Annotated in this window: 18 protein-coding genes; 9 read left to right on the forward strand and 9 right to left on the reverse strand. The window is 71.1% G+C overall.

Features of this window, described 5'->3' with window-relative positions; genetic code table 11:
• Window positions 1–11: 11 nt before the first annotated feature.
• From ACIBIW_RS00360 to ACIBIW_RS00385, 6 genes are all read right to left on the reverse strand, one after another.
• Window positions 12–1,733: an ABC transporter permease gene (locus ACIBIW_RS00360; RefSeq protein WP_399330272.1), complete on the reverse strand. Its 1,722-nt coding sequence runs from the start codon at window positions 1,731–1,733 to the stop codon at window positions 12–14.
• 82 nt (window positions 1,734–1,815) lie between these two features.
• Complete coding sequence (locus tag ACIBIW_RS00365) at window positions 1,816–2,931, reverse strand: ABC transporter substrate-binding protein (protein WP_399330274.1); 1,116 nt, start codon at window positions 2,929–2,931, stop codon at window positions 1,816–1,818.
• Window positions 2,932–2,972: 41 nt separating this feature from the next.
• On the reverse strand, window positions 2,973–4,079 hold the full coding sequence (locus tag ACIBIW_RS00370; protein ID WP_399330276.1) for an ABC transporter substrate-binding protein: 1,107 nt from the start codon (window positions 4,077–4,079) through the stop codon (window positions 2,973–2,975).
• 491 nt (window positions 4,080–4,570) lie between these two features.
• Window positions 4,571–6,175, reverse strand: coding sequence for an ethanolamine ammonia-lyase reactivating factor EutA (locus ACIBIW_RS00375; RefSeq protein WP_399330278.1), 1,605 nt, complete (start codon window positions 6,173–6,175; stop codon window positions 4,571–4,573).
• 128 nt (window positions 6,176–6,303) lie between these two features.
• Window positions 6,304–7,431 (reverse strand): ethanolamine ammonia lyase-activating protein, encoded by a 1,128-nt coding sequence (locus ACIBIW_RS00380; RefSeq protein WP_399330280.1) that lies wholly within the window; start codon window positions 7,429–7,431, stop codon window positions 6,304–6,306.
• Between the two features lie 258 nt (window positions 7,432–7,689).
• Window positions 7,690–8,454, reverse strand: coding sequence for a 2,3-diphosphoglycerate-dependent phosphoglycerate mutase (locus ACIBIW_RS00385; protein ID WP_399330282.1), 765 nt, complete (start codon window positions 8,452–8,454; stop codon window positions 7,690–7,692).
• 174 nt (window positions 8,455–8,628) lie between these two features.
• Here ACIBIW_RS00385 and ACIBIW_RS00390 point away from each other — a divergent pair, with 174 nt between their 5' ends.
• From ACIBIW_RS00390 to ACIBIW_RS00410, 5 genes are all read left to right on the forward strand, one after another.
• The gene (locus ACIBIW_RS00390; RefSeq protein ID WP_399330284.1) at window positions 8,629–8,952 is read left to right on the forward strand and encodes a 2Fe-2S iron-sulfur cluster-binding protein; all 324 of its coding nucleotides are present in this window, start codon (window positions 8,629–8,631) and stop codon (window positions 8,950–8,952) included.
• Between the two features lie 113 nt (window positions 8,953–9,065).
• Window positions 9,066–10,352: a Rieske 2Fe-2S domain-containing protein gene (locus ACIBIW_RS00395; protein ID WP_399330286.1), complete on the forward strand. Its 1,287-nt coding sequence runs from the start codon at window positions 9,066–9,068 to the stop codon at window positions 10,350–10,352.
• Between the two features lie 11 nt (window positions 10,353–10,363).
• On the forward strand, window positions 10,364–10,894 hold the full coding sequence (locus ACIBIW_RS00400; protein ID WP_399330288.1) for a 3-methyl-2-oxobutanoate hydroxymethyltransferase: 531 nt from the start codon (window positions 10,364–10,366) through the stop codon (window positions 10,892–10,894).
• Window positions 10,895–10,964: 70 nt separating this feature from the next.
• Window positions 10,965–11,798: a 3-methyl-2-oxobutanoate hydroxymethyltransferase gene (locus ACIBIW_RS00405; protein ID WP_399330290.1), complete on the forward strand. Its 834-nt coding sequence runs from the start codon at window positions 10,965–10,967 to the stop codon at window positions 11,796–11,798.
• Window positions 11,799–11,880: 82 nt separating this feature from the next.
• Window positions 11,881–12,735, forward strand: coding sequence for an alpha/beta fold hydrolase (locus tag ACIBIW_RS00410; RefSeq protein WP_399330292.1), 855 nt, complete (start codon window positions 11,881–11,883; stop codon window positions 12,733–12,735).
• A gap of 158 nt (window positions 12,736–12,893) precedes the next feature.
• On the opposite strand, the gene ACIBIW_RS00415 is transcribed toward ACIBIW_RS00410, so the two are convergent.
• On the reverse strand, window positions 12,894–13,370 hold the full coding sequence (locus ACIBIW_RS00415) for an RpiB/LacA/LacB family sugar-phosphate isomerase (RefSeq protein WP_399330294.1): 477 nt from the start codon (window positions 13,368–13,370) through the stop codon (window positions 12,894–12,896).
• 35 nt (window positions 13,371–13,405) lie between these two features.
• Window positions 13,406–14,353 (reverse strand): ABC transporter substrate-binding protein, encoded by a 948-nt coding sequence (locus ACIBIW_RS00420; protein WP_399330296.1) that lies wholly within the window; start codon window positions 14,351–14,353, stop codon window positions 13,406–13,408.
• 232 nt (window positions 14,354–14,585) lie between these two features.
• On the opposite strand from ACIBIW_RS00420, the gene ACIBIW_RS00425 reads away from it, so the two are divergent.
• The 4 genes from ACIBIW_RS00425 to ACIBIW_RS00440 are packed head-to-tail and all read left to right on the forward strand — an operon-like array spanning window position 14,586 to window position 18,446.
• Window positions 14,586–15,716, forward strand: coding sequence for a zinc-binding dehydrogenase (locus ACIBIW_RS00425; RefSeq protein WP_399330298.1), 1,131 nt, complete (start codon window positions 14,586–14,588; stop codon window positions 15,714–15,716).
• Window positions 15,713–16,417, forward strand: a complete 705-nt coding sequence (locus tag ACIBIW_RS00430; protein WP_399330300.1) for a 4-carboxy-4-hydroxy-2-oxoadipate aldolase/oxaloacetate decarboxylase — start codon at window positions 15,713–15,715, stop codon at window positions 16,415–16,417. The genes ACIBIW_RS00425 and ACIBIW_RS00430 overlap by 4 nt, the downstream gene beginning before the upstream one ends.
• A 1-nt stretch (window position 16,418) precedes the next feature.
• Window positions 16,419–17,450 carry an amidohydrolase family protein gene (locus tag ACIBIW_RS00435; protein WP_399330302.1) on the forward strand — a complete coding sequence of 344 codons (1,032 nt, stop codon included), beginning with the start codon at window positions 16,419–16,421 and terminating at the stop codon, window positions 17,448–17,450.
• Between the two features lie 3 nt (window positions 17,451–17,453).
• A complete protein-coding gene (locus ACIBIW_RS00440) occupies window positions 17,454–18,446 on the forward strand; it encodes an ABC transporter substrate-binding protein (RefSeq protein WP_399330303.1) in 993 nt (330 codons plus the stop codon).
• An 82-nt stretch (window positions 18,447–18,528) separates the two neighbouring features.
• Here ACIBIW_RS00440 and ACIBIW_RS00445 read toward each other — a convergent pair whose 3' ends face one another.
• On the reverse strand, window positions 18,529–19,800 hold the full coding sequence (locus ACIBIW_RS00445; RefSeq protein ID WP_399330304.1) for an NAD(P)/FAD-dependent oxidoreductase: 1,272 nt from the start codon (window positions 19,798–19,800) through the stop codon (window positions 18,529–18,531).
• Between the last annotated feature and the right edge of the window lie 163 nt (window positions 19,801–19,963).

The following is a 19,963-nucleotide window of genomic DNA, read 5'->3' on the forward strand; positions in this document are numbered from 1 at the left end:
TCAGGGCCTGGCTAGTTGGAGTTGTCGCCTTGGAGGCCGAAGCGGGCTCCGAAGCGGTAGGCGATGGACACGAGCACGACGAGGATGAGGACCATGCAGACGCCGAGCGCCGCGAGCGTCGTGAACTGGCCGTTCTCGAACTGCTCCCAGATGAGCACCGACAGCACCTCCTTGCCGGGGCTGTACAGCAGGATGGTGCTGGACAGCTCGCGGAAGGAGACGACCAGGATGTAGACCCAGCCGGCCAGGATGCCGCTGCTCATCAGGGGCAGCAGGACCCGGCGGAAGGTCTGGAACCAGGAGGCGCCGGAGACCTCGGCGGACTCCTCCAGTTCCGGGGCCATCTGGGACATGGCCGCGGAGGAGTAGCGCATGCCGTACGGCAGGTAGCGGGTGCAGTAGGACAGCAGCAGGATCAGCAGGGTGCCGTAGATCGGCAGCGGTACGCGCAGGTAGACGAAGGCGAGCGCGAGGCCGAGGACGAGGCCCGGGATCACGATGGGCGTGAACGCGAGCATGTCGAGGAAGCGGCGCCCGGGGGCCTTGGTGCGCAGCACCACCCAGGACACCACCGCGGTCAGCAGCATCACGATGGTGGCCGCGCCGACGCCCAGGATCAGCGAGTTCTTCAGCGCGGTGAAGGCGAGGGGCATGTGCAGCACCTCGCTGTAGTTGGCGAAGGACATCGAGTCGAACGCCTTCTTGGAGGGCGCCGCGTAGTACTTCAGCAGCGACGCGTACACCAGCACCGCGACCGGCAGCACCACGGTGACCAGGAAGTAGACGATGACGCCCGCGCCCACCCAGGGCCTGGCCCTGCCCAGCTCCACCGGCCGGGGGCGGAACGCCTTGCCGGTGACGGTCTGGTAGTTGCGCGAGGAGCGCTGGAGCCATCCGGAGAGCAGCACGCCCGCGGCGGCGATGGCGAGCAGGCCGATGGCGAGGGCGCCCGCGGCCCCGTAGTCGATGGGGTAGGCGCGCAAAACGAAGTAGATACGGCTGGTGAAGACATAGATGCCGTTCTGGAGGCCGAGCAGGCCCGGCACCTCGAAGCTCTCCAGGGACTGCACGAACATCAGCAGCGCCGCGGAGATCATCGCGGGCCGCAGCAGCGGCACGGTGACCCGGCGCAGCACCGTCATCCGGCCCGCGCCCGACATCGCGGCGGACTCCTCAAGGGAGGGGTCCATGGCCCGGAAGGCGGCCACCATCAGCAGGAACGCGACGGGCGCGAGGTGCAGTCCCTGCACCCAGATCATGCCCCAGACGCTGTAGATGTTGATGGGGGTGGAGCCGAAGAGCGGTTTGAAGATGAGCTGGTTGACGATGCCGCTCTGCGGGTCGCCGAGGAAGATCCACGAGGTGGCGTAGAGGATGCCGGGCACGATCAGCGGCACCAGGGACGCGGCGAAGAACAGGCCCTTGAACGGGGTGTCGGTGCGCACCTGGATGTAGGCGAGCGCGGTGCCGAGGATCAGCGCGAGCGCGGCGGCGCCGAACGCGAAGCCCAGCGAGTTCATCATCATCGAGCCGGCCTGCGAGTTGCCGCCGTAGGCACGGGAGAAGGCGTCGACGGAGATGCCGGTGCCGTCCTGGCTCAGGAAGGTGTCGTGGATCAGGTAGCCGAGCGGGACGAGCGCGAGGTAGCCGACGACGATGACGGCGCCGCCGACCAGCAGGCCCTGGAAGGTGAAGAGCTTGCGGGCCAGGGTCGCCAGTCTGCCGGGGGTCACGGGCCCGTGGCCGCCGGACGGCAGCTTCGGGGTGCCGTCGCCCTCGGGCGCGGTAGTTGTTATGGGTGCGAGAGCCACGTGATCACTTCCCGACCTGGGCGACGCCGCGCAGCAGCGCGTCGTACTTCTTGTCCCAGCCGCCGTCGTCCTGCGCCAGGCCCTTCACGTCGAACTTCTCCAGTTGCAGCCCGTCGAGGCTGTGGTCGCCCGGGACCTTGGTGGAGGGGCTGAGGCCGAGGTCGACCAGTACCTTCTGGCCGTCGGAGAGCAACCAGTCGTAGAAGAGCCAGGCGGAGGCGGGGTGCTTGGCGTTCTTGATCATGCCGACACCGTTGGGGCGGCCGAAGGCGGGGATGGTGGACTTGCCGTTCTTCGGGAGGTGGGTCACGGGGGCGCCCTGCTCGGCCGCCCGCTCGGTGATGTAGGTGTAGTTCATCGCTTCCATCGGGGTCTGGCCCGCGGTGAGGAACTGCATCATCGTGGTGTGTCCCTTGGCCACCCGGCCGTTCTTGGCGATCTTCTTCCAGAGGTCGTCGACCTGGGCCTGGGTCTTGCCGTGCGCCAGCCAGTACTTGGTGACGTTCTCGAACCAGTCGCTGTCGCTCAGCTCCAGGGTGATCTTGCCCTTGTACTTGGGCAGCGCCAGGTCCTCCCAACTGTGGGGCTCGTCACCGGGCTTGATGAGGTTGGTGTTCCAGGCGGGCTGGAAGATGTTGAAGCGGCTCGCGGTCCAGTGGTCGAACTTGCCGGCCGCCTCCACCTTGTCGAGGGAGGGGCCCTGGTAGTCGGCGAGGTTGCCCTTGCCCGCGAGGACGCTCATCTCCAGGAAGTTCGTCTCGACGGCGTCCGCGCCCGGCTTGGCCGCCTGCTCCTCCTGGAGGGTGCGCTGGAGGACCGTCTCGGAGTTGCCGCGGAACGTGCTGACCTTGATGCCGTACTTCTTCTCGAACGCCTTGGCCACCGGTGTGACGATGTCCGCGGTCATCGAGGTGTAGAGGGAGAGCGTCCCGCCCTCCTTCTTCGCCAGTTCCTCGGCCTTGGCACGCTGCTGGTCCTTCGGCAGGTCGTTGATCTGGTCGTAGACCGCGTTCGTCTTGCTGCTGCCGCTCGCCTGCGAGCCCGGCACACCGCCGCACCCCGCGAGGAGCGCCGCGGCCAGCAGGCCGGACAGCGAGATGGTCAGGTTACGGGTCCTCATGAGGGTGTGCTCCTGGAGATGAGGTGCGGTGGTGGTCGGGGTCAGTGCGCGGTGGGCACACCGCGCAGCAACGCGTCGTAGGCGTCGCTCCACTTGGTGCCGTCGGTCTCGGCGGTCTTCGGCAGGCTGTAGACGGTGGCGTCGGCGGGGATCGGGTCCTTCTCACCCGGCACGTGCTTGGCCGCGGGAATCCGCTCGGACTCGGTCACCGCCTTCTGGCCGTCGCCCAGCACCCAGTCGACCCAGAGCAGGGCCGCCGCGGGGTGCCGGGCCCTCGTCATGAGCGCGACCCCGTTGGGCCGCAGGATGACGGGCTCGACCGCGGGCCGCCAGGCCACGGGCGCGCCCTTCTTCGCCGCCTGGTCGATGGTGTGGCTGTAGACGGAGAGGGCGACACCGAACTGCCCGGCGCTGAGCAGTTCGCCCTGGACGGTGTGCCCCTTCGTCACCTTGGCATTCGCGACGATCTTTTTGAAGAGGTCGTTCACCGCGGAGTCGCTCATGCCCTTCTTCTCGGTGAGGTAGGTGTGCATGGCGGCGTACCAGTCCCAGTCGCCGACCTCCATGGAGAGCTTGCCCTTCCACTTCGGGTCGGCCAGCTCGGTGAAGTTCTTCGGCTCCTGCCCCTTGTGGACGACGGAGGTGTTCCAGCCGACCACGAAGGCGTTGAACCGCTCCGCGGTCCAGCCGCCGAGCCCGGTGGCCTCCTCCCTGAGGTCGTCCTTGGAGGGGCCGTCGTAGGGCTTGAGCAGGTGTGCCTTGTCCATCTCCCGCAGTTCGAGGTCGTTGGTGTCGACGACGTCGTTCTGCGGCTTGTTGGCCTGGTTCTCCTGGGTGACGCGCTGGAGGACGGTCTCGGAGTTGGCCCGGAAGGCGTTCACCTTGATCTGCGGGTACGCCTTCTTGAAGCCGCTCACGAGGTCCTGGATGTCGGTGTTCGACGTGTAGAGGTCGAGGACGGAGCCGTCCTTCTTGGCGTCCGCGAGCAGCTTGTCGGTACGTGCCTTGCCGGTCAGCGAGGCGTAGTCGGCGTACGGGTCGGACGCGGCGGACGAGCCGCCGCCTGCCTGGGTGGTGGGGGCGTTTCCGCAGGCCGTGAGGATCAGGCCGGTGACCACGAGACCGGCAGCAAGCACACCATGACGCATCGCACACTCCTGGGCGAAGCCGGTCGCGGCCCTCGTCGGCGGGCGATTGGCGCTGGCAGCAAGGGAGGGGACCGGACGGCGGTCGGGCTGTTCGTGCGGTTGGGAAGTCCGAGCGGGTCGCTTCGGTCTCTGCATGAAACACCAGCTTCGGTCTTATGGTCTAACCATGCGACGTCGACGTTACGTTATTGTTACCAGTGCGCGTATGGAGCGATTTCCACCCGGAATTGACGGGGGGCGCGGGCGGCCTTTTTTTGTTGGCTCACCCGGGTCGCCGCCTCCCTGTGCCACCGGAAGCCCGAGGGTTTCGTGCTTGCCTGTGTCGAAGGGCCATCCCGAAGCAACGCTGTTCGCATGGCGCCTCGCAGGGCGAGTGAGCCGAAGGGCCCCGTCGGTGTCCCGTGCCGCCCGCGCGGAGCGCAGCGACGAAGGAGCGGAGTGAGCACGGGTGGTGCGGGACACCGACTCAGTGGGCCCGGAGGCGAACGAGCCTAAAAAATCAGCGACTTGATGGTGACGGGGACCGTCCCGGAGGGATGCCGTACCTTTCCGATGTCGATGTAGTCGAAGTCCCGCAGGCTCAGGCCGTCCACCACCAACAGCGGCCCCTCCACCCCGAGTTCGTCCCGCAGCAGGCGCCCCAGGGTCATGGCGACGTCGCCGTCGAGCATGACGTACACACCGCGGCCCGCGGCGATCCGCTCCGCGAGCGCGTCGCGCAGGCCGGTGGCGAAGGGGTGGAGTCTCGCGTAGGTGGGCAGGCCGCTCCAGGGCACCGCGAGGGCGGTCTCCGCGCCGGTCTGGTCGGCGTCGAGGGCGGTGAGCCTGCGCCGTACGGCGTCGGCGACCTCGGCCGCGTCGACGGTGTCGCCGAGCTTCAGCTCGGGGCGCACCACCTGGAGGTTGCGGCGTGGCAGCAGCGCGTCGGGGTCGGAGATGAAGCCGGTGTTGCCGCTGAGTTGCACGCTGTACTCGGAGGCGCCGAGCGCGGTGGCGCGGATGCACTCGCCGGCCGGCAGCAGCGGGTGGCCGAGCGCGCCCGAGTCGACACGGCGGCGCACGGCGCGGCCCAGGGGGCGGCCGAGGTCGCCGAAGGAGGTCTCCTCGCGCCCGTAGACGTACTCGGCGACGCCGCCGGAGAACATCACACCGTCGATATGGCCGAGCGGTCCGAGGCGCGGGGTGAGGTAGAGGTCGGCGACGTCCCGCGGCGGGTCCTCGGCGAGCGCGGCGACCAGCGCGTCGGCCATGCGCTCCGCCACCTCCTCGATCTCGGCGGGGCGCGCGGTGTCGCCGAGTTTCCAGTGGTGTCCCGCGCGTGCGGCATGCGCGGCGCCCGCGGGGTCGAGCCGTACGATGCGGTCCTCGGCGTCGGTGACCTGGAGCCTGCCGCCGATGTGCACGGCGGCGGTCGCCACCACCCGGCCCGCTTCCAGGACGGCGAGCTTGGTGGTGCCGCCGCCGATGTCGATGTTGAGGATGCGCAGGCCCTGGTCGTACGAGGCGTGTGCGGCGCCCGAGCCGTAGGCGGCGAGCATGGCCTCCATGTTGTGTCCCGCGGTGGCGGTGACGAACTCGCCGCCGCGTTCCGCGAGCACCCCGGCCACCGCCTCGGCGTTGTGGCGGCGCAGCGCCTCGCCGGTGAGGATGACGACCCCGGTGTCGACCTCGCCGGGTGCCACGCCCGCCTCGCCGTAGGCGGCGTCGATGAGGGCGCCGAGCCCGGCCGCGTCGATGCGCTCGGCGTCGGCGTAGGGGGTGAGGGCGACGGGCGAGCGGTAGTCGGTCTCACGGTTGATCACCAGGTAGCGGCTGGTGAGGTCCTCGCCGATGCGCCGCAGATGGAGCCGGGAGAAGACGACCTGGGTGCCCGAGGAGCCGATGTCCATGCCGACGCTGCGCAGCATGACGTTGTCCTGCTGCCAGATGGGGTTGTCCTCCAGGGCCCCGATCGGTTCGTCGTCGTGGTCGTGGTCGTGTCCCGGGATGTACGAGGAGTGGACGGTGCGCGGCTCGTCGTCGTCCTGGCCGCCCTGGTGGGTGTGGTGGTGAGGGTGGTGGTGGTCCTCGTGGTCGTCGGTGTGCGCGTGCCCCACGTGCTGCCTTCCTTCGGGACGGCGGGGCGGCTCGGCCCGCGCGAGTCCGCGCCCGTGAAAGACCGCGTGCGGCCCGCAGGGGGAGGGCGCGAGCCGCACGCAGGAGGGAGACCGTCGGATGTCCGGCGTCAGCCGCCCAGCTCGGGCTTCGGCGGCAGGGTGGGCAGTTCGGCGGCGTACGCCTCGTCCATCCTCGGCTCCATGCCGTGCTTGGCGAGGGCTTCCTTGAAGGTGTCGCGGACCAGCGAGGACTCGTCGGCGTAGTCGATCTGGTCGCCGCCGATGCGCATGCTGATCCACGCCTTGGGCACGCCCTGGGCGTTGCGCATGGAGACCACCTCGTGCTTGAAGGCGAGGTAGCGGCTGGGCTCGGTGCCGGTGTTGAAGTGCTGGTGGAACCACATGTTGGGGGGCACGATGAGGGAGCCGGGGCCCCACTCGTAGCGCCGCGGCTCCTCGCCCTCCGGCCACATCAGGCTGTAGCCCTCGCCGGAGAGGATGATCACGTGGGCGCCGGGTCCGTGCCGGTGGCCCTTCTTGTACGTGGCGGTGGGGAACTGCGAGATGTGGCTGTTCATCGACCCCTTCGCCATGGCGAAGCGGATGTGGCCGCCGCCCGCGCCGCGCTCCTTGGCCTCGATGAGGGGGAGGTTGACGGCGTCCGCGACGAAGTTGGTGTCGAGCAGGAGGCCCTTCTGCTCGCCCTTGGGGGAGAAGTAGTCGGGCTCGCCGTTGAAGCGCTCGGGGAAGTCGCGCTCGGTGTGGAAGACGAAGTCGACGTCGTCGTAGAGGTTGATGATCGGCGGCATGTTCGTGGAGGACACGAACCGCGCGGTCTTCAGGCCCGAGCCGTTGAAGTGCTGGTGGCTGGCGTTCAGCGGGATCGCGAAGATCGAGCCGGGCCCCCACTCGAAGGTGACCTCGGCGCCCGCGTCGTTCCACACCTTGGTGGAGCCCTGCCCGTCGAGGACGAGGATCATCTCCTCGTAGAGCTGGCGCTGCGGGGCGAGCTGGCCGCCCGCGGGTATCTCGCAGACGTAGCAGTCATTGGAGGTGCGGGTGGCCTCGTGGTTGATGAACACGCCACGGCCGCCGCGCCGCTCCCACGGCTTCAGCTCGACGGTGCGCAGGTCGGGCACGTAGTGCGCGGCGATGATGTCGAGCCCCTCGGCGCCGACCCAGCGCGTATAAGGGGAGTCCTTCTCGGTGGCGAACTTTGCCGCGAACTTGTCGTCGACGATCGCGTCCTTGGCCATACCACGGCCTTTCCTGATCGGCTTCGTGCCACGGAGGTGTCCGGCCTGGCCCCTCGGCCGGCCGCCCCTGGCGCTGAGACGGGTAGTACGGAGACTGTGCGGGTTCCGGTCCGGCGGGTGACGTGTGACGGGCGGGGGCTGCCCCGGGGCGGGTACCGGGCCGATGGAACCGTCTGTCGGGCCTGTGTAGAGATTGGTAGAACCATAAGTCCACCCGTTTTTACGTGTCAACGACTCCGCCGCATCCGCTCCCCCAGGTCAGGGGCGGGTTTCCGGCGCCCTGCCGCGGTGCCCCTCCTCGGCCACCGCACGGGCCCCGGCCTCGGCGGCCACCGGGTCGAGATAGGAACCGCCGCGCCGCACAGGACGCAGCGCGGGGTCGAGTTCGTAGGCGAGCGGGATGCCGGTGGGGATGTTCAGCCGCATCAACTCCTCGCCGCCGAGGCCGTCGAGGTGCGCGGCGAGCGCCCGCAGCGAGTTGCTGTGCGCCACCACGAGCACCGGGCCCGCGCCCTCGCGCAGCGCGGGCGCGATCTCGGCCTCCCAGTACGGCAGCAGCCGGGCGGTGACGTCGGCGAGCGACTCGGTGCGCGGCACGGGCTCGCCGCTGGTGTCGCCCGCGGGGCACACGTCCCAGGGGTCTCCCGGCTCGATCGGCGGCGGCGCGGCGTCGTACGAGCGGCGCCAGGCGCGGAAGCGCTCCTCGCCGTACGTGTGCAGCACCTCCGCCTTGTCGCGCCCCTGAAGCGCCCCGTAGTGCCGCTCGTTGAGCCGCCTGGTGCGGGCCACCGGCGCCTTCGGGGTGCCCGCGGCGCGAAGTGCCAGGTGGCAGGTGCGGTAGGCGCGGCGCAGCACGGAGGTGTGGGCGGTGGCGGGCGCGAGGCCCGCGGCGCGGATCAGGACGCCCGCGGCGCGGGCCTGTTCCTCGCCGCGCGCGGTCAGGCCCACGTCGACCCAGCCGGTGAAGAGGTTCTTCGAGTTCCACTCGCTCTCGCCGTGGCGGAGCAGGATCAGGGTGCGCATGAGGCGATTGTGTGCCCCCGGGCCTGGCGTTGCCCCGCACGTTGCCCCATCTGTTGTCCCACCTGCTTGTTCCCTCGACAGTGATCTGGTCTAATGGTCGGACCAAGGGCGGGACCGGCTCATGCCGCATCCGTCGCTTCGGTAGCAACCCGCGCCTTGAGAGGGAGGAAGACCTTGCCCAAGGTGATCTACGTCGGCAGCGGCGGTTCCGAACACACCGTCGACGCCGCACCGGGGGACACGGTCATGTCGGCCGCGGTCAGAAACGGTGTGCCGGGAATCGTGGCGGAGTGCGGCGGCAACGCCTCCTGCGCCACCTGCCATGTCTGGGTGCGCAAGGAGTTCGCCGAACTCGTGGGCGAGCCCGGGGACATGGAGGAGGACCTGCTGGACATGGGGGTGTCAGAACGCAGGGACACCAGCCGCCTCTCCTGCCAGATCGCCGTCACCGACGAACTGTCGGGCCTGACCGTGGACATACCTCCCGAGCAGCCCTGACCACGGCGCCGCCGCACCCCACACCCCGCCCCCCTCATCGGCTCGCGACGCCGGAGGCCACGCACATTCCGTGCCACCCCCGGTGGCAGGTCAGTATCCGAAAGGAAACGGCTGTGCTCAGAAAAGACATCAACGAGCTGCTCACGCAGACCGGCCCCGGCACGCCCATGGGAGAACTCTTCCGGCAGTACTGGATACCCGCCCTGCTCGCCGAGGAGCTGCCGGAGAACGACGCTCCCCCGGTGCGGGTGAAGCTGCTCTCCGAGCGCATGGTCGCCTTCCGCGACAGCGAGGGCCGCTACGGCCTCGTGGACGAGTTCTGCGCGCACCGCGGCGCCTCGCTGTGGTTCGGCCGCAACGAGGGCTCGGGGCTTCGCTGTCCGTACCACGGCTGGAAGTACGACATCACGGGGCAGTGCATCGAGGTCCCCTCCGAGGCGGACAACAGCAGCTTCTGCGACAACGTGCAGCTCACCTCGTACCCGCTGGTGAAGATCGGCGACGTGCTGTGGACGTACATGGGCGACGCGGCCACCCAGCCGCCGCTGCCCGAGTGGGAGTTCTCGCTGGTGCCCCCGGAGCAGACCTACATCTCCAAGCGCTGGCAGCAGTGCAACTGGCTCCAGGCGTTCGAGGGCGGCATCGACTCCAGCCACGTCACCTTCCTGCACTCCGGCGGCCTGAAGACGGACCCGCTGTTCAAGGGGTCCAAGGGCAACGACTACAACCTGAACGACACGAAGCCCTTCTTCGAGGTGGCGGACAGCGAGGGCGGCCTGTTCGTGGGCGCCAGGCGCAACGCCGAGGACGGCAAGTACTACTGGCGCATCACGCCCTGGGTCATGCCGAACTTCACCATGGTGCCGCCGCGCGGCGACCACCCGATGCACGGCCACTTCTGGGTGCCGATCGACGACGAGAACTGCTGGGCGTACTCGTTCGACTACCACCCGGTGCGCGCACTCACCGACACCGAGCGGCAGGCCATGATCGACGGGCACGGGGTGCACAGCAAGAACATCCCCGGCACCTACCGCCCCATGGCCAACATGGACAACGACTACCTGATGGACCGCGAGGCCCAGCGCCGCGGCGAGACGTACTCGGGCGTGGCGGGCATCGCCATGCAGGACGCGTCGCTCCAGGAGTCCATGGGCCCGGTCGTGGACCGCACCAAGGAGCGCCTGGTGCCCGCGGACAGCGGCATCATCAAGGCCAGGCAGAAGCTCCGCAAGGCCGTGCTGGCGCTGCGCGACGAGGGCACCACCCCGCCCGGGGTCGACCCGGCGCACCACAGGGTGCGCTCCGCCGCCGTGGTGCTGCCGCAGGCCGAGTCGTTCCTCGACTCCTGCCGGGACGCGGTCAAGGTCACGCCCGGCGTCCGCCAGTCCACCGTCTGACCGGGGGCAGCATGCCTGTTGATGTGCACACGGATCTGCACACGGCCGTGCCCTCGCACCCGGCGCCGCTCAGCTCGTGTGCCCGCGCCACCTCGGCGAGCGAGTCCCGGTACCGCATCCAGGTGCCGATCAGGCCCGCCAGGTCGGCGCGGGTGATCGCGCTCGACGAGCGGGCCGAGGGCGTCGCGAGACGGCTCGCCGCCGCCCACTGGGCGCACGCCCGCTTCTTCGCGAACCGGGGCCTCGACGCGGCGGGCGAGGTACGGCTGACCGAGCTGGATGGCACCCCCGCAGCCCTCGACCGGGTGCTCTCCGGCACCGACGTGGTCGTCGTCCTCGCCACCGAGGACGGCGGCAGGGCCGCTGCCGCCGCCATCGGGCGGCTGTGCGGCCGCGGCGGCATCACCACCGCGGGGGTCGTGCTCGGCGACGGCTTCGAGGCCGACGACGCCGTCGCGGCGCTGCGCCCCTACGCCCGCGTCCTGCTGCTCTCGGCCGACGAGAGCGACGCGTTCGAACTGCTCACGGCCCTGCGGGTGTGACCCGCGGGTCCTGGGGCGCCCGCCCCGCCCATCCCGGGGCCCGCCCCGGGCCCGTCCCAGGAAGGACACCATGACCGACAGGATCACGCTCCGCTCGCTCGCGCGGATGAAGGACGAGGGCCGCAAGATCGTCGGGGTGGTGGCCTGGGACTACCAGATGGCCAGGGTGGTGGACCGCGCGGGCGTCGACCTCGTCTCGGTGGGCGACACCGTCGGGGTCAACCTGTGGGGGCACTCGAACCCCTTCGAGATCACCATGGACGAGATGGTGACCGTCGCGGGCGCGGTGCGCCGCGGTGTGGAACGCGCCCTGGTCAGCGTCGACTTCCCGTTCGGACCGCTCCAGGAGGGCACGGACGCCGCGGTGCGCGCGGCGATCCGGTTCGTCAAGGAGACCGGGGTCGACATGGTCAAGCTCGACGGCGCCGCCGACTTCCCGGAGGCGGTCGAGGCCGTGACCCGCGCCGGCATCCCGGTGTTCGCGCAGTTCGGCATCACCCCGCAGACCGCACTGCGCTACGGCGTCGAGTACAACGCGGTGCCCTCGGCGGCCGACCAGGTCCCCGTGGAGATGCTGGACGCGCTCGTCGCCGAGGCCAAGCGGCTCGAAGAGGCCGGGGCCGCACTGCTGAACTTCACCAACTCCGGCCCCGTGGTGGGCGCCGCGGTGGCGCGCTCGGTGTCGGTCCCGGTGCTCGGCGGCTTCGGCGGCGGGCCCTGGCTCGACGGCCGTATGCGGATGGCGGGCGCCGCCATCGGCTACTCGGCCGCCACCCTCGACAACCCCCCGGACACCTACGCCCACGTGGCGCGCACCGCCCTCGACGCCATCACCGCCTACGCGGACGACGTGCGCGCGGCGCGGCAGATCGCCGGGGGCATCCCGGTGCCGCCCGCGGAGTGAACCCCCATACCACCGGGGGGTCTTCACCGAACGGATCGAGGCCGGGCGCAGACCGGCAGAGCGAAGAGAGGACCGACCCGCCATGCCCATCGCGGACGCCGACGGCATCCCCACCCGCTACGAGGTGGCGGGCGAGGGGCCCCCGCTGCTGATGTTCTCGCCCGGCGGCTTCGACTCCTCGCTCGAAGGCTGGCGCGAGGTGGGCGTCTACCGGCGGCTCCGGCTGCTCGACCAGCTCACCAGGCACTACACCTGTGTCACCTTCGACCGCCGGGAGTCCGGCGGCTCGGGCGGCCGCCTCGAACGGGTCTCCTGGAGCGACTACGCCCGCCAGGGCCTCGGCCTCCTCGACCGCCTCGGCATCGAGCGCGCCCATCTGATGGGCGGCTGCGTGGGCTGCTCCACCGCGGCCGTGCTCGCCGTCGAACACCCCGAGCGGGTGCGGAGCATGGTGCTCTACTCCCCCGCGGGCGGCGTCAAGTACCGCATGAAGCAGCACTCCAGGTTCCGCAGGCACCTCGCGTTCGTGGAGGAGAACGGGCTCGCCGAGGTGGTGAAGCTCGCCGGGTCCACCGACGCCGGCTTCACCGCGGAGCCCCGACTCGGGCCCTGGGTACGGCTGTTGCGCTCCGACCACGCCTTCGCCGAGCGGTACGCGGCCATGGACCAGGAGCGCTATCTCACGATGGCCGACGGCATGGCGCGCCTCCTCTTCGACCGGGACACCGTGCCGGGCCCCGAGCCCGAGGACCTGCTCACCCTCGACGTGCCCGCGCTGATCGTGCCGGGCCAGGACAGCTCGCACGCACCCTCGGCGGCCCGCTACCTCAAGGAGTGCCTGCCGCTCGCGGAGCTGTGGAACGTGCCGGTGGCCGAGCAGACGGACTCCAGCGCCCCCGCGCGCGTCCTGGAGTTCCTCGGCGGCGTGGAGAGCTGACCCCGCGCCTCCCGCAGGGGGGAGCCGACCCCGTACCTCCCCCCACCCCGAAGGGCCCCGGCCACTCCCCGGCCGGGGCCCTTCCCCACTGCCGCGCGCCCTGCCGCGCCCGGCCCCGCGCCGCTCCGCGCGGCGTTTCCGCAGGGCTCGCGTCCGCGCTAGCGGGGCTCGCGTCCGCGCTCGATGGCGGCGATCTGGTCGAGCCTGCGCCGGTGCACGCCGCCCTTGAACGGGGTGTCGAGCCAGGTCGCCACGATCTCCTCGGCCAGTTCCGGCGCGAGCACCTTGGCGGCCAGCACCAGCACATTGGAGTCGTTGTTGCCGCGGGAGATCCCGGCGCTCCACACGTCGTGGCAGAGCCCGGCCCTGATGCCGGTGAACTTGTTGCAGGCCACGGTCTCCCCGAGGCCGCTGCCGCCGAGCACGATGCCCCGGTCCGCGGGCCCCCTGAGCACCTGCACGCACACGTCGGCGCAGAGCGGCGGGTAGTCGACGACGTCGGGCTCGGCGTCCTGCGAGGCGTCGTGGGGGTAGGCGCCGCGGTCGTCGACGCCGTGCCCGGCGGCCGTCAGCCACCCGGCGAGACGGGCCTTCAGCGCGAGCCCGTTGTGGTCGCCCGCGATGGCGATACGCATGTGTCCTCCTGTACGGGGGCGAGGGGGGCGTCTGTTCAGCCGGTGAGGCCGAGGGTGCTCGGGGCGAACAGCTCGTCGAGCGCGGGCGCGCGGTCCAGGATGTGCTGGTCCACGGCGTGCCTGACCAGCGCTTCGAGCACGGCGCGGTTGGGCTCGATCCCGTACGGCAGCGGGTCATCGCCGGTGATCTCCATGACCCGCCGGTGCATGCGGTCCACCGCGGTGGGCTCCGCGATCCGGTCCGCGCGCAGCTCCGCCACGTAGGCGCGCTTGGAGCGGGCGAACACGTCGAACACCTCGGCGCCCAGCTCGGGCCGCTCGGCGAGCAGTTCGTCCTTGATGACCACCAGGTGGTTGATGGGGTAGTGGCCGCGCTCGCGCAGCGCCCGGTAACCGGCCTCCTCGGCGTCCGGAATCAGCGGCGCCACCCGGGGGTCCTCCGCCTTCGCGCCGATGGTGGCGGCGAGTTCGCCGTCGACGAGGCGCTCGCCCAGCGACCGCTTGCCCCACATCGGCTCCACGTTGACCGGCGGCCGGTACGCCTCCACGTGCTCGTCCCCAGAGAGCACCCAGGTCACCCGGTCAAGATCGACGCCGTACTCCTCGCTGAGGACCGCGCGCGCCCAGACACCGGTGGTGACGGTGTAGCCGCGGTTCACCCCGGCCTTGCGGCCCTCCAGGTCCTTGGGGCTGTGGACGTCGGACGCGGGGTCGTGCAGCACGGCGCCGTGGTGGAAGCCGCGTACCAGGAAGGCGGGGACGGCGGTGAAACGGGCGCCGTGCGCCTTCGCCACCAGATAGGTGGTGAGGGCCATCTCGCTGATGTCGAACTCAAGGCCGCGCACCATCCGGCGGAAGCCGTGCACCAGCACCGGCACCTCCTCGAAGTCGAAGCGGAAGCCGTGCGGGCTCACCTCCCCGGTCTTCAGCGCCCTGTTGTTGCCCTGGATGCGGGTCACGGTCCTGAGCTGAGGTTCGGCCATGGTGTCTGCTCGGCTCTCTCGCGGCGTGCGCGGCTCGGCGCGGCCGGTCCCCGCGGCGGCCGGCCACTGGAAGACGGCGGGAGGGGCGGGTCCCAGGCCCTGTCCCCCGGGAAGGAGGGACGTCCTGACCTCCGCACCCTCGTCTCACGGGTTCCCGAAAGGTACCATGGTCAGTCCATAAGGCCATAGAGTAAAGTGCCGCCGGAACAGCCCCGAGGGTGAGGAGAAGGCCATGGCCGAGCAGGTGCTCGCCGCGGTGCGAACGGCGCCCGGCACCACCGAACTGCGAGAGTTCCCGATGCCCGACATCCCCGACGACGGGGCGCTGCTGAAGGTCGAGGTGGCCGGGATCTGCGGTACGGACGCCAAGATGTACGGCAAGCCGCCGTTCCCCGACCCGGTGATCATGGGACACGAGAACGTCGGCGTGATCGCCAAGGCGGGCCGCACGTTCAGCGAGCGCAAGGGCCTTGTCGAGGGCGACCGCATCTTCGTCGAGCACTACGTGGGCTGTTTCCGCTGCGCCTGGTGCCACGCGGGCGAGTACCGCCACTGCGAGGCCACCGACTGGCGCACCAACCCCGACGCCCGCCGCTACGGCTACACCTCGGCCGAGAACCCGTACCACCTCTGGGGCGGCTTCTCCCAGTACCTCTACCTGCCGTGGAACTCGGTGACCCACCGGGTGCCCGACGGTGTCTCCGCCGAGCTGGCCGGTCTGGTCACCCCGCTCTCCAACGGCATCGAGTGGGCCCTGACCACCGCCGGTGTCGGCTACGCCTCCACGGTGCTCATCCAGGGCCCGGGCCAGCAGGGCCTGTCCCAGGTGGTGGCGTGCAAGCAGGCCGGTGCCTCGCAGATCATCGTCACCGGCACCACCCGCGACCTGCCCAGGCTCGAACTGGCCCGCCAGCTCGGCGCCGACCATGTCATCGACATCGCCGAGACCGACGCGCTCACCGCCGTCATGGACCTCACCGGCGGCAAGGGCGTCGACGTGGTGCTCGACTGCACCGCGGGGGCCGGCACCGCGCCCGTGCTGCTCGGCGTCGAGGCGCTGAAGCGGCGCGAGGGCACGATGGTGGTCCAGGGCGAGGTGGCCAAGTTCCCCGACTTCCCGCTGAAGAAGCTCACCGAGAAGTCCATCGCCCTCAAGAGCGCCCGCGGCCACAGCTACCGCGCCTGCGAACTCGCCCTGGAACAACTGGCGTCGGGCCGCTTCCCGCTGGAGCGGCTGGCCACCCACACCTTCGGCCTCGCCGACACCGACCGCGCCATCAGGACCGTCGCGGGCGAGCTGGACGGGGGCGGCGGCGCGGGCGCCGTGCACGTGTCGCTGCTGCCGTGGGCGGAGGCCGCATGAGCGTCGTCGTACGCAACCCCCCGCGCGCCGACGCGAAGGCGGTGGACGCGCTCGCCGGGTACGGCGTCGCCACCGTGCACGAGGCGCAGGGCCGCAACGGGCTGCTCGCGCCGCAGTTGCGCCCGGTCTACCCGGGGGCGCACATCGCGGGCACCGCGGTGACGGTGAGCGTGCCGCCCGGCGACAACTGGACGATCCATGTGGCGGTGGAGCAGTGCCGGGACGGCGACGTCCTGGTCGTCGCGCCCACCTCCCCGTCCGAGGCGGGCTACTTCGGCGAACTCCTCGCCACCGCGCTGCACGCGCGCGGTGTGCGCGGCCTGGTCATCGACGCGGGCTGCCGGGACGTCGCCGAGTTGCAGAAGATGGGCTTCCCGGTGTGGTCGCGCCACGTGTGCGCGTACGGCACCGTGAAGGAGACCGTGGGCGACGTGAACGTGCCGGTGGTGTGCGCGGGGCAGCGGGTCGCCCCCGGCGACGTGGTCGTGGCCGACGACGACGGTGTGGTGGTGGTGCCGCGCGCGAGGGCGGCGGACGTCGCCGAGGCTTCGCGGCTGCGCGAGGAGAAGGAGGCCGCCTCCCGGGCCCGCTACCGGCGCGGCGAACTGAGCCTGGACGTCAGCGCGATGCGCGAACGGCTCGCCGCCAAGGGCCTCGCCTACGTGGAGTACGAGGAGTACGCCGCCGGGGAGGCCGGCTGACGTGATCATCGACATCCACGGGCACTACACCACCGCGCCCGCGCCGCTCCAGGAGTTCAGGGATGCCCAGTTGGCCCGGCTCGGCAACCCGTCGCTGCCCGCCCCCGCCCTCGGCGACGTCTCCGACGACGCGCTCAGGGAGAGCGTGGAGAACAACCAGCTCCGGGTGCTCAGGGAGCGCGGCGGCGATCTGATGCTGTTCTCGCCGAAGGCATCCGGCATGGCGCACCACGTGGCCGACCAGCCCACCGCCGACGCCTGGGCCCGTGCGAGCAACGACCTGGTGCACCGGGTGGCAGGGCTGTTCCCCGAGCACTTCGCCGGGGTCTGCCAGCTCCCCCAGACGCCGGGCGGCCCGCTCGCCCCGGTGGTGGCGGAACTGCGGCGCTGCGTCGAGGAGTTGGGCTTCGTCGGCTGCAACGTCAACCCGGACCCCTCCGGCGGGCACTGGACGTCGCCGCCGCTGACGGACCCGTACTGGTTCCCGCTGTACGAGGCGCTGGTGGAACTCGACGTGCCCGCGATGGTGCATGTCTCCAGCTCCTGCAACCCCGCCTTCCACACCCTCGGCGCGCACTATCTGAACGCGGACACCTCGGTGTTCATGCAGCTCGCCGAGGGCGACCTGTTCACCCGCTTCCCCGGGCTCAGGTTCGTCGTCCCGCACGGCGGCGGCGCGGTGCCGTACCACTGGGGCCGCTACCGGGGGCTGGCGATGCGCGCGGGCCGACCCGACCCGGCCGAGCTGCTTGCCAATGTGTTCTTCGACTCCTGCGTCTACCACCAGCCGGGCCTCGACCTGCTGCTGTCGGTGATGGGCGCGGAGAACGTGCTGTTCGCCTCCGAGATGCTGGGCGCGGTGCGCGGCGCCGACCCGGAGACGGGCATCGCCTGGGACGACACCAAGAGATACGTCGACAACGCGGCGGCGTCGGGGCTGCTCGACGACAAGCAGCTCCGGCAGGTGTACGAGGAGAACGCGCGCCGGGTCTACCCCCGGCTCGACGCCCGTCTGACCGCGGAAGGCAGGTAGCCCGTGTCCCGGCTTCAACTCACCATGGCCTGCGGCGACTACGACCGCACCAGGGCCCTCGCCGAGGGCACCGTGCGCGCCGACGGCATCGACCTCAACTACCTCAGGCTGCCGGTCGAGGAGACCTTCTTCCGGATGATGCGGCACCGCGAGTTCGAGGTCGCGGAGATGTCGCTCTCGACGTACGTGCACTCGCTCGACGCCGACCCCGCGCCCTTCGTGGCGCTACCGGTGTACACCTCGCGGATGTTCCGGCACGGCTCGCTCTACTGCCACGCGGACGCCGGGATCGAGCGCCCCGAGGACCTGCGGGGCAAGCGGATCGGCACGCCCGAGTACCAGCTCACCGCCTGTGTGTGGATGCGGGGCATCCTCGGCGACCGGCACGGCGTCCCGTACGACTCCGTCTCGTATGTGACGGGCGGTCAGGAGTCGCTGGGCCGGATCGAGAAGGCGAAGGTCGCGCTGCCGGGCTCGGTGCGGCTCGAACGGGCCCCCGCCGACCGTACGTTGTCGCAGATGCTGGCCGACGGGGAGATCGACGCGCTGTGCACGCCCCGGGTGCCGAGCCCGTTCGCGGCGGGCGACCCGCGGGTGCGCCGGGTGTTCGGCGACGTCGTCGCCGCCGAGAAGGAGTACTGGGCGGCCACCGGGATCTTCCCCATCATGCACGTGGTCGTCGTCAGGCGCGACGTGTACGAGCGCCACCCCTGGGTCGCGCAGTCCCTGTACAAGGCCCTGGTCACCGCCAGGGACCAGGCGTACGAGAGCCTGTACGACACCTCGGCGCTGCGCTTCATGCTGCCGTGGCTCACCCCCCAGTTGGAGGAGGCGAGGGAGCTGCTCGGCCGCGACTACTGGTCCTACGGCCTCGACGCCAACGAGGCCACCCTCGCGGCGTTCCTCCGCTACCACCACGAGCAGGGGCTGTCCGCGAAGGAGTGGGCGCCGCGCGAGCTGTTCGCGCCGGAGTCCCTGGAGTCGGCGGTCATCTGACGGCCCTTCAGTCCCGGAGACGCTTACTGCCCCGCCGTCCTCACGGATGGCGGGGCAGCGCCGTACCGGCCGCGCCGCGGGCTCAACTGGTCGGCAGCACGGCGTCGTTCGCGGGCACGATGGCCGCCTTCAGGGAGGCGGCGGAGTCGGCGGCGAGGTGGGCGGGGATGGTGGCGCCCTGGCCGAGCGCCTTGCGCACCGCCATGTAGTCGGCGGGGCTGTTGACCGCGTCGGCGGCGAGCAGGGTGCCGCGACGGTAGTAGAGGACGGAGAACCGCTCGGCCTCCGGGTCGCCGCGCACCACGAGTTCGTCGTGTCCGGCGGAGAGCCCGGCGATCTGGAGCTTGAGGTCCCCCTGGTACGACCAGAACCACGGCACGGCGCGGGCCGGCTGGGCGGCGCCGGCGAGTGCGGCGCCCGCGGCGGTCGCCTGCGCCACCGCGTTCTGCACCGATTCGAGGCGCACCAGGCCCTCGCCGGTGGTGGGGTGCGGCTGCACCGTGCAGTCGCCCGCGGCGAAGACGGCGGGCTCGCTGGTGCGGGCCGCGGCGTCGACAACGATGCCACCCTCGCACACCAGGCCCAACTGGTGGGCGAGTTCGGTGCGCGGCTCCGCGCCGATGCCGACCAGCACCAGGTCGGCCGGGACATGGCTGCCGTCCGTGAGCCGCACCCCCGTGACCCGTCCCTCGCGGTCGCCGGTGAAGGCGGTCACGGCGGTGTCGAGCAGCACCCGGCTGCCGCGGCGCTGGTGGGCGGCGCGGTAGAAGTCGGAGACCACCGGGGCGACCGCGCGGCCCATCAGCCGGGGCGCGGTCTCCACGACGGTGACGTCCCTGCCGAGGGCGCGGGCGACGGCCGCCGCCTCAAGACCGATGAACCCGCCGCCGATCACGGCCACTTGGGAGGCGTCGAGCAGCCGGGCGCGCAGTCCGACGGCGTCGTCCCGGTCGCGCAGCACGCAGATGCCGTCCAGCTCGGAGCCGGGCAGGCCGAGCCTGCGGGGGCGGGAGCCGACGGTGAGCGCGAGCCGTTCGTAGGGCAGGGTGCGCCCCTTGTCGGTCACCGCGACGCCCGCGCCCGGACGTGCGCCGTCCGGGGTGAGGGTGGCGACGCGCTCGCCGCAGACCAGCTCGATGCCCGACTCCTCGTAGAAGCCGGGCGCCCGGAAGTCGAGCGAGGCGAGGTCGGCGGTGCCCGACAGGTACTCCTTGGACAGCGGCGGCCGCTGGTAGGGCGGGTGCGCCTCCTCGCCGACCAGGGTGATCCGCGAGGTGTCGCCCAACTGCCGCATGGTGACGGCGATCTGTAGCCCGGCCTGGCTGGCGCCGACGATCAGGGTGTCACCGCTCACCGGAGCCCCCGCGGCCGGTCGGACGAATGCCGGGCAGGGTCCGCGGACCCGCCTCCCTGCGGAGGCTGTGTCGCTGCTGAACGGACGGCATCGGGTGTCCTCTCCGGTCGACGATCTCCCGTGCGCTTTTAACTGTCATACCATTTTACCATCACCGCTCGCC

The organism is Streptomyces sp. NPDC050560 (genome assembly GCF_044457285.1).
Lineage (GTDB): Bacteria > Actinomycetota > Actinomycetes > Streptomycetales > Streptomycetaceae > Streptomyces.

Coding starts and splice junctions, on each gene's coding strand:
- ACIBIW_RS00365 (WP_399330274.1), bottom strand. CDS start 2,931: ATGAGGACCCGTAACCTGACCATCTCGCTGTCCGGCCTGCTGGCCGCG.
- ACIBIW_RS00370 (WP_399330276.1), bottom strand. CDS start 4,079: ATGCGTCATGGTGTGCTTGCTGCCGGTCTCGTGGTCACCGGCCTGATC.
- ACIBIW_RS00380 (WP_399330280.1), bottom strand. CDS start 7,431: ATGGCCAAGGACGCGATCGTCGACGACAAGTTCGCGGCAAAGTTCGCC.
- ACIBIW_RS00385 (WP_399330282.1), bottom strand. CDS start 8,454: ATGCGCACCCTGATCCTGCTCCGCCACGGCGAGAGCGAGTGGAACTCG.
- ACIBIW_RS00400 (WP_399330288.1), top strand. CDS start 10,364: ATGCCTGTTGATGTGCACACGGATCTGCACACGGCCGTGCCCTCGCAC.
- ACIBIW_RS00405 (WP_399330290.1), top strand. CDS start 10,965: ATGACCGACAGGATCACGCTCCGCTCGCTCGCGCGGATGAAGGACGAG.
- ACIBIW_RS00410 (WP_399330292.1), top strand. CDS start 11,881: ATGCCCATCGCGGACGCCGACGGCATCCCCACCCGCTACGAGGTGGCG.
- ACIBIW_RS00415 (WP_399330294.1), bottom strand. CDS start 13,370: ATGCGTATCGCCATCGCGGGCGACCACAACGGGCTCGCGCTGAAGGCC.
- ACIBIW_RS00420 (WP_399330296.1), bottom strand. CDS start 14,353: ATGGCCGAACCTCAGCTCAGGACCGTGACCCGCATCCAGGGCAACAAC.
- ACIBIW_RS00425 (WP_399330298.1), top strand. CDS start 14,586: ATGGCCGAGCAGGTGCTCGCCGCGGTGCGAACGGCGCCCGGCACCACC.
- ACIBIW_RS00430 (WP_399330300.1), top strand. CDS start 15,713: ATGAGCGTCGTCGTACGCAACCCCCCGCGCGCCGACGCGAAGGCGGTG.